The organism is Paenibacillus sp. GCM10027626 (genome assembly GCF_042676285.1).
Classification (GTDB): Bacteria; Bacillota; Bacilli; order Paenibacillales; family Paenibacillaceae; genus Paenibacillus_Z.
The window spans coordinates 91,463-108,730 of record NZ_JBHTHC010000017.1 but is presented as its reverse complement, the minus strand read 5'-3'; the positions used below and the strand labels follow the sequence as shown (position 1 = coordinate 108,730).

General features: G+C 56.0%; 16 protein-coding genes. 14 read left to right on the top strand and 2 right to left on the bottom strand.

Going from position 1 to position 17,268, the window contains the following annotated elements; genetic code table 11:
* Window positions 1-3: 3 nt before the first annotated feature.
* A complete protein-coding gene (locus tag ACFQ0N_RS27095; protein WP_379332266.1) occupies window positions 4-1,812 on the bottom strand; it encodes a sensor histidine kinase in 1,809 nt (602 codons plus the stop codon).
* 162 nt (window positions 1,813-1,974) lie between these two features.
* Between ACFQ0N_RS27095 and ACFQ0N_RS27090 the strand changes: the two genes are divergently transcribed.
* The 14 genes from ACFQ0N_RS27090 (at window position 1,975) to ACFQ0N_RS27025 (ending at window position 16,294) form a co-directional block, all read left to right on the top strand.
* Window positions 1,975-3,285, top strand: coding sequence for an ABC transporter substrate-binding protein (locus ACFQ0N_RS27090; protein ID WP_379332264.1), 1,311 nt, complete (start codon window positions 1,975-1,977; stop codon window positions 3,283-3,285).
* Window positions 3,286-3,360: 75 nt separating this feature from the next.
* On the top strand, window positions 3,361-4,239 hold the full coding sequence (locus ACFQ0N_RS27085) for a carbohydrate ABC transporter permease (RefSeq protein WP_379332262.1): 879 nt from the start codon (window positions 3,361-3,363) through the stop codon (window positions 4,237-4,239).
* A gap of 3 nt (window positions 4,240-4,242) precedes the next feature.
* Window positions 4,243-5,076, top strand: a complete 834-nt coding sequence (locus ACFQ0N_RS27080) for a carbohydrate ABC transporter permease (RefSeq protein ID WP_379332260.1) — start codon at window positions 4,243-4,245, stop codon at window positions 5,074-5,076.
* An 11-nt stretch (window positions 5,077-5,087) separates the two neighbouring features.
* On the top strand, window positions 5,088-5,861 hold the full coding sequence (locus ACFQ0N_RS27075) for an SDR family oxidoreductase (RefSeq protein ID WP_379332258.1): 774 nt from the start codon (window positions 5,088-5,090) through the stop codon (window positions 5,859-5,861).
* Window positions 5,858-6,595 carry an acetoacetate decarboxylase family protein gene (locus tag ACFQ0N_RS27070; RefSeq protein WP_379332256.1) on the top strand — a complete coding sequence of 246 codons (738 nt, stop codon included), beginning with the start codon at window positions 5,858-5,860 and terminating at the stop codon, window positions 6,593-6,595. The genes ACFQ0N_RS27075 and ACFQ0N_RS27070 overlap by 4 nt, the downstream gene beginning before the upstream one ends.
* A gap of 3 nt (window positions 6,596-6,598) precedes the next feature.
* Window positions 6,599-7,003: a Rid family detoxifying hydrolase gene (locus ACFQ0N_RS27065; protein ID WP_379332254.1), complete on the top strand. Its 405-nt coding sequence runs from the start codon at window positions 6,599-6,601 to the stop codon at window positions 7,001-7,003.
* A complete protein-coding gene (locus ACFQ0N_RS27060) occupies window positions 6,991-7,965 on the top strand; it encodes a C-terminal binding protein (protein ID WP_379332252.1) in 975 nt (324 codons plus the stop codon). Before ACFQ0N_RS27065 ends, ACFQ0N_RS27060 begins: the two co-directional genes overlap by 13 nt.
* Before the next feature lie 2 nt (window positions 7,966-7,967).
* The gene (locus tag ACFQ0N_RS27055) at window positions 7,968-9,881 is read left to right on the top strand and encodes a hypothetical protein (protein WP_379332250.1); all 1,914 of its coding nucleotides are present in this window, start codon (window positions 7,968-7,970) and stop codon (window positions 9,879-9,881) included.
* Window positions 9,875-10,978 carry a mandelate racemase/muconate lactonizing enzyme family protein gene (locus tag ACFQ0N_RS27050; protein WP_379332248.1) on the top strand — a complete coding sequence of 368 codons (1,104 nt, stop codon included), beginning with the start codon at window positions 9,875-9,877 and terminating at the stop codon, window positions 10,976-10,978. The genes ACFQ0N_RS27055 and ACFQ0N_RS27050 overlap by 7 nt, the downstream gene beginning before the upstream one ends.
* Window positions 10,975-11,778 (top strand): SDR family NAD(P)-dependent oxidoreductase, encoded by an 804-nt coding sequence (locus tag ACFQ0N_RS27045; RefSeq protein ID WP_379332246.1) that lies wholly within the window; start codon window positions 10,975-10,977, stop codon window positions 11,776-11,778. The genes ACFQ0N_RS27050 and ACFQ0N_RS27045 overlap by 4 nt, the downstream gene beginning before the upstream one ends.
* 68 nt (window positions 11,779-11,846) lie before the next feature.
* On the top strand, window positions 11,847-12,812 hold the full coding sequence (locus ACFQ0N_RS27040) for an aldose 1-epimerase (protein ID WP_379332244.1): 966 nt from the start codon (window positions 11,847-11,849) through the stop codon (window positions 12,810-12,812).
* 5 nt (window positions 12,813-12,817) lie between these two features.
* Window positions 12,818-14,317, top strand: a complete 1,500-nt coding sequence (locus ACFQ0N_RS27035) for a M81 family metallopeptidase (RefSeq protein ID WP_379332242.1) — start codon at window positions 12,818-12,820, stop codon at window positions 14,315-14,317.
* A 3-nt stretch (window positions 14,318-14,320) separates the two neighbouring features.
* Window positions 14,321-15,085, top strand: coding sequence for an SDR family NAD(P)-dependent oxidoreductase (locus tag ACFQ0N_RS27030; protein WP_379332240.1), 765 nt, complete (start codon window positions 14,321-14,323; stop codon window positions 15,083-15,085).
* 24 nt (window positions 15,086-15,109) lie between these two features.
* On the top strand, window positions 15,110-16,294 hold the full coding sequence (locus tag ACFQ0N_RS27025; RefSeq protein ID WP_379332238.1) for a M24 family metallopeptidase: 1,185 nt from the start codon (window positions 15,110-15,112) through the stop codon (window positions 16,292-16,294).
* Between the two features lie 56 nt (window positions 16,295-16,350).
* Here ACFQ0N_RS27025 and ACFQ0N_RS27020 read toward each other — a convergent pair whose 3' ends face one another.
* Window positions 16,351-17,058, bottom strand: coding sequence for a gamma-glutamyl-gamma-aminobutyrate hydrolase family protein (locus ACFQ0N_RS27020; RefSeq protein WP_379332236.1), 708 nt, complete (start codon window positions 17,056-17,058; stop codon window positions 16,351-16,353).
* Window positions 17,059-17,268: the final 210 nt, after the last annotated feature.

Sequence of the window (17,268 nt, the reverse complement as noted above, 5' to 3'; positions counted from 1 at the left end):
TCCTCAGAGCTTAATGGTTCCCCTGACGGTTACGTAAGAGCCGGAATCAGGTCGATTACCGAACTCGTATTGAAATTGTCCTTTGTATAAAAAGTTGAGACGCGCAATCGTACTCACCAAACCCATCCCCCCGATATGAAGCGGCTGAACGTCGGAATTGGAGTTGATCGTATCCAAATAATTTTGAATATGTTGCTTCATTTCGACCAAGCGATCCGCACGAAAACCGGAGCCGTTGTCCTCGATCGAGATCTCCCAGTCGTTTCCGTCGCTCTTTCCGATAATACGAATATGCAGGGGGTGCTTGATATCCGTAAAGGCGTGCTGGATGCAATTCTCGACCAGCGGCTGAAGGGTGAGCCTCGGGACATGCATATATTGGATTTTCGGATCGATTTCAACCGTGAATACCAGACGATGCAAGTATCGGGTTTTCATCAGCTCCAGGTATTTGACCGTGATGGCCGCCTCTTGTTCCAGTGTCGTGATCGATTTGCTAGCCGTGATAGCGTACCTGAGAAAGTCGGCGAGGTTACGGCTGATATACTCGACTTGCTTGATTTGACCGTTTTCCGCCGTGGCCTGGATCACGCCGAGGATGTTGAACAAGAAGTGCGGGTTGATCTGAGCCTGCAGCGTATCAAAGTGCGATTGCAGCTGCATCGTGCGGAAACGGACGGTTTCCTCCAGATTGCTCTGCAATCGTTCGTTCATTTTGCGGAAGGACCGATTGATTAACTCGATCTCGCCAAGATGATAAGTATTGTCGATATCGAGGTTTCGATCGTCCAAATTGATGGAATCGATGGCCTGCTTCAGCTTGTACAGCGGCTGGGTCAGCAGACGTGACAACAGGTAAAACACCGTGGTGGACAATAGAATCAGAAGCAGCACGGCTGCAAGTGTGACGTTGCGAAACAAGCGCAAAGGGGCGAATAATTCCTTCTCGGGAACCGACATGTAGATAGTCAGACCCGTGCTTGGCGAAGTAAGGTAGAAGGAATACTCGTCGAGCGAACGATCCTGAAGGATGGAAACGCCTTCATTCGTCGTTTCGGCAAGCTGCTCCAGCTTCGGCAATCTTTCCTCCGTCTCGCGTTCTCCCATTGTCGAGTAAAGCACATGATCATGCTCCCGGATCAGCAGCTCGGTCCCCTTAAATTCGGTAACCCGGCCAAGCGCCAACAAATCGGCGGCGTTAACCTGAATTTCGAGATATCCGACACGGTTTTCGCGCGGCTTTAGCAATCGTCCGAGCGTAAACACGGGCGTATCGTCGCCGGATTGCCAATAGTCGCGCGAATGGTATCCCCAGATCGCTTCGCCCATCGAGCTTCTTAGAGGGTCGAACTGTTCGGATCGGACTCGCGATCGAATGGCATCAGGCTCGCTGTCCAAATTGGAGAAAAAGTCGCTGTTCTCCGTAAAGATGCTGATCCGGTGCATCCGGGTGTAGATGTTGGATATCAGGAGGATAAAATTCTCAATGGCATTTTTCGCTTGAAAGGATTCATACCCGCCCGGGTTGTAGACAACGTCGTCCATGTACTGGGTAACCGTTTTTCCCGTGGAATCCGCATTTAAATAGAGCTGCTTGCTAATACTATCGAAATCATGGAAAACGCCCTCGAATCTCGCGTCCATTCCGGAGACGGATTCCTCGAAGGTATGGATGACATTGCGCTCAATATCCCCTTTCAAATAAAAGTACATCGGAATGCTGACCGCAACGGCGATAAGGATCATAACCAAGGAATATGCTGCAAACAGCTTCGTTCGGAGATTTCTCCATCTCCATCTCCATCTCCACATACTCATCACCTGTATCTATTTTATCACAAATAAAATGGCGAGCTATTGATTGTGTCAAATTATCCAGAGGCTCTTTAAGATTTTCTATATACCAGGCCGTTCTGCTCTGTTTACAATAAGAAACGTATCACCCGTATTCAAATCTAAGGGGGGAATCAGGCAATGAACAGACGGTTAAAGCGAATCATTCCGGGAATCGCGATCTTGAACATGGTCTTATGGACCGCCGCCTGCGGAAACAACACGGCCGGCAACAGTGCGCCGAATGGGCAGGAGCAGACACCGCAGAAGGAAGCCGTCACCTTGACGCTGGCCACCTTCAACGAGTGGGCCAAGGCGGAGGGACTGAACGAGTCGATCAAGCTCTATGAGGAAGCAACGGGAAACAAGGTGCAATTGGATGTGTATCCGGACGACCAGTTTCTCAATGTTTTGAAGACCAAGATCTCAACCAATGATGCGCCTGATTTATTCTTGGCCAATATTGGCGAATCCTATGTACCCTACACGTTGTTGGAACCGCTTACGGGTCCATGGGTGGATGTGATGGAGGACAGCGTGAAGAAAATCGCCTCCAAAGAAGACTCAATCTATATGGCTTACGCCTTCCCGCTCGGATTTCTTGATGTGATCTACAATAAACCCGTGTTCGAAAAAGCCGGCATCAGCTTGCCGCTGACGACCTACCAGGAGCTGCTGGAGGCATGCGAGGCGCTTCAGGCCATCGGCGTGACGCCGATATTCATGCCGGGCAAGGACAGCTGGACGTATGAGATGATCCCGGCCCTTGGAGGCGTATACGCCTTGAAGAACAACCCCGATGCGGCGAACAAGATGATCGCGGGCGAAGTGAAGCCTTCCGAGGTTCAAGCATTAGAGGAGTTGGCCGATCGCTCACTGGCGCTGAAGAAGTATTTCAATAAAAATCACATGTCGGCGCAGACCGCGGACGGGTATGAGGGGCTATTGAACGGCGAATACGGGATGGCCTTCCTCGGGGACTGGCTGTACGACGACTTCGCCAAGGTGGGCCCCGACAAAATCAGCGATCTCAGTATGATGCCCGTTACACTCAGCGACGACTATATTAGCGCCATCTCCAACTTTACCGGAAGGGCGTTCGGCGTGCCGGCCAATGCCAAGCATAAGGATGATGCGAAGCAATTTATCAACTTCATGATGGAGCCGGAGCATTTCAATACGATCGTGAAACCGTTTAAGGGCGCCAGCCCCTATAAAGGCTATGCGAGCGAGATGAATCCCTGGCAGCAGGATATGATGGGCATGCTGAACGAGCATGACATCCCGATCACCGATTCCTATCTGAAGGAAGAAGTGGGGGCCTTCCAGCTGGGGGAAACGTGGAAGCCTTGGCTCGACATGTTCGCCGGCAAGGCGGTCGACCGAGCGTATGACGATTGGTACAAGGATTATCGGCGATTGAATCAGGCACAGAAAACGCCGGGATGGTAATACGGCGTCCGCTTTGAGCATCAAGGGCGGAATTTCGCGGTAAGCGGCATTCTGCCTATAAGAAAGGTGAGACTCATGAAAAGGAGAGAGAGTCACTACTCAGGATGGTTCCTGCTGCCAGCCGCCATGCTTTTCACCCTGTTTTTCGTATTGCCCAATCTTGCCGGACTCGTGATGTCCTTCACTGATTGGTCATCGTATCATCCGCTCCAGCCTTTATTTAACGGGCTGCAAAATTTTATCGATCTGTTCCAAACCTCGATCTTCTTTACGGCCGTCAAGAACACGATTTTATTCATGGCGCTCACTTCGGTCGTCAAGTTGGTCGCCGGTCTGCTGCTCGCCATCGTCCTGAACAATCAACTGAGGTATAAAAATATATACCGGACGATCATTTTTTCTCCTTATGTCATCAATCCCATGGTCGTGGCGATCGTGTTCAGCGCGTTGTATAACCCCGACTACGGTCCGATCAATATCTTTCTTCGCTCGATCGGCCTCGGCTTCCTCGCCCAGCATTGGCTGACGGATCTCAAGTTCGCCATGCTCTCCATAAGCGCCATGGATATTTGGATGGGGATCGGCGGGGTTGTGGTGATTTTTCTGGCGGGGCTGCAGGCGATCCCAAAGGATTACGTGGAATCCGCCATGATTGACGGGGCCGGCAGCGTGCGTCGATTTTTACACATTACCCTGCCGCTGATGGTATACGCCATCGCGATCTGCACCATATTGTGCGTGATCGGGGGGGCCAAGGTGTTCGCCCAAGTATACGGCTTGACCAACGGAGGGCCGGCCGATGCGACGCAAGTTTACGGGACGTTTATTTTCAAGTTTTTTTCTCAGGGCTTGTTCGGGTTCTCGGCTGCGGCGGGACTGATCTTCACGATTGTCATCAGTGCGGTCAGCTTTATCCTGCTCCGTTTTTTCCGAAGATTGGAGGCTGATTATTGATCTATGATTGCACATAACAAACCCCGGGCTTTTGCCGCCAAGCTGGCCTTGGAGCTCCTGATGCTTGCGGTGGCCGTCATCTACCTTGTGCCGGTCTGGATGATCGTGACGAACTCGCTGAAGCCGGCAGAAAAGGCGAATCAATTGAGCATTCAGCTGCCCGACGTGTTTCTTTTTCAAAACTATGCGAACGTGATCGAGCAGTCTAATGCGCTCAGAGGACTTGGGAACGGCTTGCTGCTTGGCGCTGTGGTAGTTGTGCTGACCGTGCTGTTCTCCTCCATGGCTGCTTTCTATATGGCCAGGGCCGCCAACCGGATGTCGAGCTTTTTCTATAGCTATTTCGTATCCGGCCTTATTATCCCGATCGCCATTGTACCGACCTACTTTACACTCTTGATCCTGCATTTGAACAACACCTATACCGGACTGATCCTGATCTTCGTGACCTATACCTTGCCGCTAAGCATCTTCCTCTACACGGGATTCATCAAGTCGGTCCCGCGGGAGCTCGACGAAGCGGCGATCGTGGATGGCTGCAGCTCTTTCCAGATGTTTGTCAAAGTGATCTTTCCCTTGCTCGGTCCCGTCTCGATGACCGTGATCGTCTTTAATTTCATCGGCGTGTGGAACGAAGTGCAGGCTTACCTGTTTTTTGCCGGCGGGGACAAGTGGCCTCTGCCCATGACCGTCTATCTGTTTTTCGGCAAGTACAGCCAATCCTGGAATCTGGTCTTTGCGAACATCCTGCTCTCGATCATCCCGAGCCTGCTCCTGTTTATGTCGGTTCAGAAGTATATCGTGTCCGGTCTGACGGCCGGGGCCGTGAAGGGATAGGGGGCGACGATATGGACGGGGCTTATCTGCAAGACATGTTCGGGTTGGACAATAAAACCGCTGTCGTGACGGGGGCAAGCAAGGGATTGGGTCGATCCATGGCGCTTGCGCTCGGAAGGGCCGGCGCCAGGGTATGCCTGGTCGGGCGGCAGGATAACTTGCGGGAGACGGAAGCGCTCATGGAGGAGCATCGTTGCCAAAGCATCTCCGTAATATGCGACCAAACGACCGAAGAAGGGGTGGCCGCGATCAGGGATGCCGTAGTCGGGCGATGGGGGGCGTGGGATATTCTGGTCAACAATGCGGGGACGTTCCTGCGGAAGCCGTCCGTCGACTGGACGATGGCGGAATGGGATGCAGTGATGGACGTAAATCTCCGTTCGGTGTTCCTGCTATGTCAAGCCGCGGGGAAGCTCATGCTGCAACAGCGGTCGGGCAAAATCATCAATATTGCGTCCATTCTCGGATTCCAGGGCGGCTATACGGTCCCCGCTTACACCGCGAGCAGACACGCCGTGCTGGGGCTCACCAAAGCGTTGTCCAACGAATGGGCGGAGCATGGCATCCAGGTGAACGCGATTGCGCCGGGCTATATGGATACGGATCAGAATATAGCACTTTTCCGGGACCCGGTCCGTTCGCGCGAAATGATGGCACGGATACCCGCCAAACGCTGGGGGAGGAAAGATGAGGTCGACGGCGCCTGCCTGCTTCTCGCCTCCGACGCATCGGACTTCATGAACGGTCAGGTCTTGATCGTCGATGGGGGGTGGATGGGAAGATGACCGATTTTTCGACACCGAGGGGAGCGCCGCTGGTCCCGCAGTTTCCGATTCAGTTCCGGGACACAGCCATCCTGACGATCGTGTACCGCACCTCCCGGCAGGCGGTAGAGGCGGTCCTGCCCGAGCCGCTTGTGGCCGCAAGCGACTATGTCATGATGCATTACTACCATATGCGGGACCCGGACTGGTTCGGCCCGCACTTCGAATATGCCGTTCAGGTGGATGCCGCCCTTCCGGGGGCCGGTGTCAGGGGAGCCTATTCTCCGTTTATCATGCTGACCACGGACGGTGGCTTGGCCACCGGGCGCGAAATATACGGGCAACCGAAGAAATCGGGAAAGCCGTCGATCGAGGTCAACGGGGATTTGATCATCGGGCGGGCCGAGCGCAATGGGATCGATGTCGCGACCGTTACGCTTCCGTACAAGCAGACCCGGGCGTCGATTGATGAACTGAAGTCCTACATTCCCTTTACGAACAACATCAACTATAAGTTTGTGCCGCATATCGACGGGCGGCCGGCGATCCGGCAGCTGACCTCCCGCGAGTTCGACAATGTGGTCGTGCACGAATGCTGGAAAGGTCCGGGCACGGTGGAACTCCGTCCCCATGCTCAGTTTCCTGTCTATCGCCTTCCCGTCGAATCGTTTGTCGAAGGTTTCTATTGGAGGGTGGATCTGACGTTGGTGTTCGGGCGCATCATTCATGATTACTTGCGTGAAGGGAAGGAATAGCAGATGGAGAAGCAATCGCTTTATACGGATAAGGCGCTGCATAGCGGTGCCAGCTATTCGCAAGGCATCGTCTCGGGCGATCTTGTCTTTGTCTCCGGACAGGTACCGGTAGATCCGGCAACCAAGCAAATCAAGGGCGGCAGTATCCGCGAACAGACGCATGCCGTGCTGCAATCGATCCGGGCCATACTGGCCGAAGCGGGAGCCGGCATGGACGATATCGTCAAATTGAATTGTTACCTGACCGACCTGAAGCATTTTACGGAAATGAACGAGGTGTTCAGCTCCTATTTCAATGAGCCATATCCGGCCCGGATTACCGTCGGCGTTCAGTTGATCGGATTCGATGTGGAGATGGACTGTATCGCCAGGATTTCCAGTGGGGTGAAGCCTGTATGTATAAAGTAGTAGTAACGGATCACGGATTTCCGGATCTGCACCAGGAGGAGCGCCTCGTGGCGGATGCGGGCGGCGTAGTCGAGGTTCATCAGTGCACGACGCCGGATGAGGTGATCCAGGCGGCGGCGCAAGCGGATGTAGTCTTGACCCAGTGGGCGCCCATGACAGGCAAGGTCATCGAACGGCTGGATCGATGCAAGGCGATCGTGCGTTACGGCATCGGCGTCGATAACGTCGATCTGGCGGCGGCGGCGCGAAAGGGGATCGCGGTGGCGAATATTCCGGACTACGCCCTGGACGAGGTGGCCGACCATGCAATGTCGCTGCTTCTGACGACCATACGTAAAATTCCCCAGGTCATGCGGCAGATCCAAGCCGGGATATGGGAGACGAATCCGTGCAGGCCGATGCGCAGCCTGAAAGGCAGCGTCCTGGGGCTGGCGGGCTTCGGCAATATCGCCCGCAAGGTGGCTGTTCGCGCACGAGCGTTCGGTATGAACGTGACGGCTTTCGACCCTTACGTGGATCATGCAGTCTATGAACAGTTTGGGGTTGCGCCGGTTTCGTTCGAGACCCTGCTGCGGGACAGCGACGCCATCTCCATCCACCTTCCGCTTACATCGGAAACCTGGCACTTGATCAATCAGGAGACGCTGGCCCAGATGAAGCAGGGGGCTTTCATCGTCAATACGTCCAGGGGTGGCATCATTAATACCGAGGCTTTGATCGCTGCGCTGCAGGCCGGCACGTTGGCCGGAGCCGGTCTGGATGTGCTCGAGAAAGAGCCGGTTCACCCGGATTCGGCGCTGTTAGAGCTCCCATCCGTCACGCTGACCAGCCATTGCGCCTGGTATACCGAGGAGGCGCTGCTCCGGCTGCAGTTGCATGCCGCCCATGAGGTGGTGCGGGCGCTATCCGGTCAAGCGATGAAACATGTCGTCAACAAGCGATGGCTGGAAGGAGAAAAGTAAGAATGGACTATGCCAAAAAAGAACATGTGCCGCATTGGTTTCGACACCCGATCATCGGCGACGTTTCTTTCGACAGCTTTGAGAGATTCGAAGGGAATCCCGTATTTACAGGGATCGGGGTGTGGGAATGGCCGGTCAACGGTTTTTTGTTTATCGATCCGGTGTCGGGTCATTTCTATGTATTTGTCAGCCTGTATGCTAGGGGGTACTTTCCGATCGGGACCGTCGTCCTCTTAAGGTCGGCGGATGAGGGCAAGACCTGGGATCATCTCGGCCCCGTATTTGACGGCAAGGGACTGTCCCCCGAGTATGACGCCGGGGGAGCCGTGGACGTCTCGGTCGTGTACGAGGAAGGCAAGTATCACATGATCTACGGATGGGCCACCAGCGGCATGTATGCGGACGGAGGTTTGGCCTATGCCTCGGCGGACCGGCCGGAAGGCCCGTATTATCGCCATGCTCATCCGGTCGTGAGCGAAAGCGGACTCGGCCGATGCGTCAACCGATATTACAAGCGTTGCTATGCCCCTACCTTGCTGAGGAGACGGCACGACTGGCTCCTCCTCACGGATATGAGCACGCCGGGTAATCGGGGAGGCACATGGGGGATGGCGGCACTGACTTCGGAGCGCCCCGAGGGGCCTTATACAGGGCCAGAGCTCTTACTGTATCCGCAATCTCTCAAGTATCATCCCGCTCCGATCGAGTTTTACCCGGCCTTCGTGGATGAAGAGTATGTGTATGCGCCAGCTACCTCGGTGGGGGAAAACCGCAATTATCAATGCCTGTTTCGGGCGCCGCTCGAAGAAGCGCACCTGGACTACGCCTGGGAGATCGTCCAGGAAGGCTCCTTGTGGCACAACGAGCTTCTTTCCGGCGAACGGTACGGAATCTGGGGCCAGACGTTTTCCGGGCAGGTGTTGGGGAATCGCCTCTGGGTGATGTACCCATCCAAAAACGGCGACGATCGGGGAACGATCAACATCGCCAGCAGAAGCTGGGTCAATCCCCAAACCGATGGCTTCGTGCTTTCGGCGAACAACGCGCCGGCTTTCTCTTTTCTGTTTCAGCAGTTTACAGAATTCGACCTGTGCATACGGCTCTCCAGGCAAGCCGATTTTTCGCTGCTTTGGCAATGGAACGCGCCTGTCGGCGGCACGATTGGGAGTCATACCATCGGGAATGAGCAGCATAGCAACTGGGCTGGCGGACAGCCCCATCCGATGATGCTGACCCGCGGCTTGCGGCTTCATGTTGCGGCACAGTCCGTCATGATCGAAGAGTTGGATGCCGGGGGCAACCGATGCCGGCTTGCCGAGTGGCCGCTTGCGGACGGCTGGTGCGAAGAGATCCGAGTGCGGCAGCAAGCGGATTCGTGCCGGATTGTCTGCGGCGGTCAAGAAGCTGATCTGCCGCTGCCTGCCATACCTGGGCGAATCGGATTGCACGCGGAGCAAGGAAGCGTGCTTGAGGTTGCACGATTCTGTCTGGAGGGCGCGGGGAATCCGTGTTGGATCGACCTGCTGCCGGCGGAAGGAGCGATGTGCGCTGGACAGCAACCCGGGAAGTGGGCTTACGAAGAGTCCTCCGATTATAAATACGGCTTTGGCTTCCGCTCAACGGATCGGTTGAATTATGACTTGGACGGTCAAGCGCAGCTGAAGTGGAATTTTACAGGTACGGCATGCAGGATCTGGTCGCCTGTGTTGGAAGCCTGCAAATTGCAAATCGACATCGACGGAGAGCAATCGGAGGTCGTCGACGTGCAGCCGGAAGCATCGCCCGGGTCCCGCATCATCTATGAACGGGCAGACCTGCAGGAAAGAGCGCACGCCGTGACGGTGACCCTGTTGGAAGGGGAATTGAGAGGCGATGTGTTCTCTTATTTGACCGGGAAAGGAGCATCAAGATGTTGATCACGGAAGTGCGGGCCTGGACATTGAACCTTCCGCTCGAACGCGAAATCTATATCGGCAATCTCCGGATACGCGAGCGAGATTATGTATTCGTCGAGATCGAGACGGACAACGGCCTGAAGGGACATGGTTTTGGCTTTGCCCGGGGCGGCAATGTCAGCGATTGCGTGACAGCCAACCTGCGGCCGCTGCTTGTCGGACAGGATGCGACGCTGACGGAGAAGCTCTGGGAGGAGATGTATCTGCAGACGAGGTATCTGGGGCGCAAGGGCATGATGATGCGCGCGATCAGCGCGGTGGATATCGCGCTATGGGATCTGAAGGGGCAGAAAACCGGGCTCCCGCTGTGGAAGCTGCTGGGCGGCATGTCCCGCAAGGTTCCGGCCTACGCAGCGGGCGGCTATTACCGCGAAGGGGAGGGACTCCGCGAGCTTCGCGAGGAGTATGCGCGTTATCGGGATGCAGGATTCCGGGGCGTCAAGATGAAGGTCGGGGCCGCAAGCTTCGCGGAGGATCTGAAACGCATCGAAACCGCGAGAGAGACGATCGGACGGGACATACGGCTTATGGTCGATTTCAACGGCGTATTGGTCTCGTCGAAGCAGGCGCTGCGGATGGCGGAAGAGTTGAAGCCGTATGAAATCTATTTTATCGAGGAGCCCTTCCTGATGGACAACCTGGAGGCTATGCGGGAGTTCCGCGCCGCATCCTCGATCCCGGTGGCGATCGGGGAGGATGAGAGCGGCCGCTGGGCGTTCAAGGAACTGCTGGCGCAGAAGACGCTGGATATTCTGCGGCACGACGCTACGCTGGTCGGCGGCATCTCCGAATGGATCAAGGTGGGACATTTGGGCCTGGCGCATCAGATTCCGCTGTACCCGCATTGGTTTCCGGAGGTGCATATCCATTTGGCCGCCGCCATGCCGGGCTGTCTGGGAGTGGAGATCATTCCGCCCGAAACCGGCATCATGAATTTTCACAAGCTTGTGCTGCAGCCGGTTGCCCAAAAGGACGGCTATGCGCTGGCGCCGGAGGAACCGGGGCTCGGCATACGCTGGGATTGGGGCGCGATCGAAGCGGCCAAGCAAAAAGGATGAGCGACGCGGATCGGGAGGAGATGCAGATGAAGGAATTGGAGGGCAAGGTAGCTTTGATAACCGGGGCCGCCCAGGGGATCGGTGAGGCCATCGCTCGGCGCATGCTGCTAGCAGGCGCCAAGGTGGCCCTCTCGGACATGAATGAGGATGCCGTCCGCTCAACGGCGGCACGTCTGAGGCAGGAGCTCGGGCTGGAGGATGATCGCCGGATCTCCGCCGACAGGACGGATGTTTCGGTATCGGCCGAGGTATCGGCGTGGGTTGGCCATGTCGGGGAAACTTGGGGCCGGGTGGATATACTGGTGAACAATGCCGGGATTCAGTTAAACAAGGCTTCGGTGGACATATCGGACGAAGAGTGGCAGCGTGTGCTCGGCGTGAATCTGAATGGCGTGTTTTATTGCGCCAGGGAGGCGGCCAAGATCATGCTTCGCCAGAAGGCAGGTTGCATCATCAATATTTCGTCGATCGCGGCCCAATACGGACTGCCCCGGCGTCTGCCGTACGGCGTGACCAAAGCCGGTGTCTCCCATCTGACTCGTGTTTTGGCTGCGGAATGGGCGCCCGGAGGCATACGGGTCAATGCGATCGGGCCGGGCTATATCGATACGGAGATCAACCGTTACGCATTCTCCCAAGGCCATATCAAGCGGGAGGATATCGAAGCGAAGATCCCGATGGGGATGTTGGGCGACCCTCGCGAAATCGCCGAGGCGGCTCTATTTCTGGCCTCCGCTCGCGCCGGGTATGTAACCGGACAAACGATCTTCGTGGATGGCGGATATACCATTACAAAGTAGGTGAACCCATGTTTGTCGAACGATTCCACGATTGTCGGGGCTGTTTTTTTCAATATAAAGGACATGACATGATCGCATTGGAGAACCGGTACTTGCGCGCTGTTATTATCGTCGATCAAGGGGCTGATCTGCTGGAGCTGCGGTATAAACCGCTGGATCTGGATGTCCTGTGGCACGCGCCGCAGGAGCTGCTGCCGCCCGGGCGTAATGTGCCGCCGACCCAACGTAAAGAAGGCAGCTTCTTGGATTATTTGCACGGCGGATGGCAGGAGGTGCTTCCGAACGGACATCTGGACTGCCATTACAAAGGAGCTTCTCTGGGACAGCACGGCGAAGTCTCATTGCTGCCGTGGTCCGCCCGAGTGATCGAGGATACGCCGGATCGGGTATCCGTGCTTCTGTCCGTGCGCACCCGCCGCACGCCGTTTCGGTTGGAGCGGACGGTCACGATAGCCAAGGAAGCGGCATCTCTGATCCTGGACGAAAAGGTGACCAACGATGGGGGCGAGGAGATGCATCTGATGTGGGGTCACCATCCTACATTCGGAGAGCCCTTCCTCGGGGCCGGCTGTCGGTTGAAGTTGCCGGACGGATCCAGAATGCATGTCCCCACATTCAATGCGGGAGCTGCGAGAAGATATGCCGGCGGGCAGTCTTCGGCTTGGCCGGAGGCGGCAGCTCCCTACGGCTCGAAGCTGCGGGCCGATCTGCTCCCGGGACGGGAAGCGGGAACCGATGATAGCTTCTATGTCCGGGTCCCGGAAGGGTGGTACGAGCTGCAGAGCGATCGTCTGAAGCTGAGGCTTGAGTGGGATGCCGGAGTATTTCCCTATGTCTGGTGTTGGCAGGTGTACGGCGGAGCGGCCGGGTTTCCCTATTATGGAAGGACGTATAATATGGCCGTCGAGCCGTTCTCCAGTCCGATCGCCACGTTGGCGGATTGCGCCGCCCAAGGAACCGCCATGGTTCTGGGTCCCGGCGCGAGCAAGGAAACCCGTGTGACGGTGCACATGAGCCTTCCTGAAGGAGAGTGAGCGGATTGCGCATATTGATAGGCGGAATCATGCAAGAGAGTAATACTTTCAGCCCGGCGCGCAGCACGATGGACTATTTCAAGACTGTCTATGCGGCTGGGGATGAGTTGAAACACATGAAATACGTGCAGAGCGAGATTTCGGGATTTCTCCGAGCGGGGGAGGAGCATGCCGAGGCGGACATGATTCCGACTTTTTTTACCCATGCTTTGGCCGCGGGCAGAGTGGTCGGCGAGGTCTACGAGCAGCTGAAGCAAACCCTGCTTTCGGCGATCCGCGAAGCTTTGCCTGCGGACGGCGTTCTGTTAGCCCTGCATGGCGCCATGGCGGTTGAGGGGAATGACGATGCGGAGGGCGACATCATCGCGGCCGTGCGCGAGCTGGTTGGCGATCGGATACCTATCGTTATCTCGCTGGATATGCATGCCAATGTCACCCGGCGCATGGTTCAAGGGGTCAACGCGATCGTGGGGTACAAGACGTATCCTCATGTCGACCATGCCGATACCGGCTATCGTGCGGCGAATATCCTCATTGCCATCCTCAAAGGTGCTTACCGTCCGTCGATCGCCATGGTCAAGCTGCCGCTGATCGTACAGGCGGAGAACGCCCAAACCGATGGCGACGGCCCGATGGGGCGGTTGATCCGCGAGGCCCGGGCCGGCGAACGGGCCGGCAGCGCCCTCGTGAGCAGCCTGTTTATCGTACAGCCCTGGCTGGACATCGAGGAGATGGGAAGCTCGGCGGTGGTTGTCGCCGATACGCCCGAGCAGGCGCAGCGGGAAGCCGAACGTTTGGCCTCGCTGCTGTGGCAAGCACGCGAGGAATTCCGGGTATCGCTGCATACGGTACGGGAGATGGTGGAGCTTGCGGAATCGTCGCCCGAAGGGGGACCGATTCTTATGTCGGATTCCGCGGACAGCTCGGGTGCCGGAGCAACCGGCGACAGCAATGAAGTGTTGGCGGAGCTGATCGGGCTCCGTGCCCACGAGCGGTTGACGATCCTGCTGACGATCGTGGATCCAGAAGCGGTACGGCAGGCAATTGCGCTGGGCATCGGCCGTACGGGCCGATTATCGCTTGGGCGCAAGCTTGACCCATCCTACGGGCATCCGCTTGAGGTGGAAGCGTACGTTCGCACGATCTCGGACGGTTTGTATACCTTCGGCAAAGGCTTCTACAGTAACATGCAGGCGGATATGGGCCCGTGCGCTGTCTTGACGACAGGCAAGCTCTACATTCTCGTGATGGGGAAAACGGCGTATACGATCGCACCTGAAATGTATCGTTCGGTCGGGCTCGAACCGGCTTCGGCCGATCTTGTGCTGGTTAAGTCGGCCAATCAATTCAGAGCCTGCTTTGGCGGCATCTCCGATCGAAGCTATATTCTGGATACCCGGGGCAGCAGCACGCCCAACTTTAGCAAGCTGCCGTTTACCAAGTTGAAAAGACCCTTTTATCCGTTCAATGAAGATTTCGAATGGCAACCTGGCAAGGAGGGATAAGCGATGAGACTTTTCGGCAAAGTGGCGCTTGTAACCGGAGGCTCTCGAGGCATCGGCCGGGCGGTTTGTCTCGCCTATGCGGCGGAGGGAGCAAAGGTGGCTTTCAATTATGTCAGCTCTCGCGAAGAAGCCGCCGAGGTGGAACGTTTGATCCGCGCTGGCGGCGGGGAAGCCTTATCGTTCCGCTGCGATCTTGCCGATGAACAGGCGACCCTGGACATGGTTCGGCGGATCAACGCCGAGTGGGGCGGCGTCGACATCCTGGTGAACAATGCGGGGCTCTATCCCCGCAAGGATTGGACAGATATCACCTCGGAGGAATGGGACCGGGTGCTGGCGGTGAACTTGAAGTCGTGTTTCTTGCTCGCCAAGGCCGTATACCCGCATATGCGGCAAAAAGGCAAAGGGAAAATCATCAATGTCTCCTCCGTAACCTTCTGGAGCGGTCAAAAGCATTTTCTGCACTATGTGTCTTCAAAAGGCGGCATGATCGGCTTTACGAGAGCTCTGGCTCGTGAGGTCGGGGAGTTCGGGATCCATGTGAACGCGATAACGCCCGGAGCGGTGCAAACCGAGCAGGAGCTGAAGGATTTCCCGGGCGAAACGGAGCAAAGGGAGATGGCCGACTATTTTGCAAGCGTGCAATGCTTCGTACGGCGACAGGTGCCTAGTGATGTCACCGGCACATTCATCTTTCTTGCTTCGGAGGACAGCGATTTCATCACCGGTCAAACGATCAACGTAGACGGCGGATGGATGATGCATTAATAAATGAAACAAGGAGAGTGCGATATGAACCAACGTCCTGTCATACCGCAAGAAGAATTTTTGTCGAGGCAGCGTCAGGTGCAGGCCTTGCTTAAGGAACGCCAATTGGACTTATTCATCGCATACGCCGATGACCGGGTGGTGTTCGGACCGGCGCATGCCCGGTGGCTGTTCAATTACGCGCCGCACTTCGAACCGTGCTGCATTTTCATCCCGGTTGAGGGAGAGGCAGTCCTGCTCACCGGACCTGAATCGGAACACTATGTATATGCGACATCCTATTGCCGCAATGTGAAGGTCGTCAGCGAATTCGCCCATCCAGATGAAGAATATCCGTACGCCGAAGTGACAAGCATGGAACGGGTGATGCAACAATTCCGCAAACAGCTGGACCGTGAGATCCGGAGCGTGGGGATCGCCGGGATGGAGTCGCTGCCGCACAAGCTGTACAAGGCATTTTGTTCGATGTTCGGTGAAGAAGCCATGACCGAGATCGAGCATGATGTGACCAAACTTCGCGCCGTGAAGAGCGAAAATGAAATTCGGGTGATCGAGTATGCGTACACGATCGCGGAGCAAGGCCTGCAAGCGGCGGTCCGGAGCATCGCTGAAGGAAGATCGGAGCGGGATGTTGCGGCGGAAGCCGAATACGCGATGCGCCGCTGCGGGTCCGAAGGCATGGGCATCGACACGATCGTGGCCTCCGGCGTCCACAACACCCATCCGATCCTGGCCAGAACATCGCTGCGCACCATCAGGCGAGGCGACATCGTGCTGCTGACCCTGGCGCCGCGATACGAGGGCTATCATGGTGCATTGGGTATGCCGATCGTAATGGGAACGCCGAGCAAGGAAGTAGAGTCGGCCATGGCAGCGGCCATCGAGGCCCAACAGGCGGCGCAGGAGGCGCTTCGTCCTGGGACGGCCGGATGCGCCGTCGACCGTGCCGCCCGACAAGCGATCGAGAGGGCCGGCCTGCAAAACCATTTTGTATACTCCGGTATCCATAGCATCGGCGTGATCGAATTCGAACCGCCGATATTAACGTCCGTTTATGATGACATTATCCAGGAAAATATGGTCTTCTCGATTGATATTCCCTTATTTTTCGCTTCGTGGGGCGGAATGCGCCTCGAGCGCGGCTTTCATGTCACAAAGGATGGGGCACGTCCATTGCAGACGATCATGCCCGAGATGATCCGCTTATAAGCAAGTGTCAAATAGTCCCCATCTGATCGCCGGATGGGGACTATTTGACGCTTGCATTATTTTGCTATCGTTGTTTGCCGCAAGCACGCCTCAACGAACCCCTCGAACAGCTTGCGTGAAACGTCGTCCTCCGTCGCCTCCGGATGCCATTGCACGCCGAGGACGAACATCTCCCCGTTACCCTCAATCGCTTCAACAACGCCGTCCTCCGCCATCGCCGATATGCGCAGACTTGCCGGACAACTCTTGACTGCCTGGTGGTGAATGCTGTTGACACGGAACGTCTCTTTGCCGACCAATTGCCGCAGCAAACTGTCATCCACAGCGGATACGGGGTGAGCGTAATGTTTCAGTCTCGATTTCTGCTGATGCTGAATGGAATGAAGCTGGACATGTACGTCCTGGTACAGCGTTCCCCCCAAAGCCACGTTTAAAATCTGCGCGCCTCTGCATATGGCGAATATCGGCTTTTTGTTGCTTAGGAACGCCCGGATCAGCATCACTTCCAACGCGTCGCGTTCCGGCGTCACCTCTCCCAATTCCTGCGCAGGCGGTTCGCCGTACAGATTCGGATCTACATCGTGGCCTCCGGTCAGCAACAGACCGTCCGTCGCAAGACTAATTTGCGTTGCCGCTTCTTCATCGAGCCCCGCCGGGACCAGAAACGGAATCCCCCCCGCGCGCACTATGCTATCGACATATGCATGTCGAAGCGTGGAGCTTATTTCTTCATGATTCATGGTTATCGCAACCAACGGCCGCATGTACAGTTCCTCCGATAAAAGATTTGATGGTACCGCTTTCCCTTCTTTTATTTTACCATCTCGTTCTTTTTTGGGCTATTAGAAGTAATGCCATGGCTGTGTTAAGAAGATCTTATTTTTTGTTTCTCGATATTTCTTTAATTAAGAACAGTAAAACTCCAAAACCCATCCTGCAATAAAGTAAGTTACCTTATCCAAATGCTATCACCC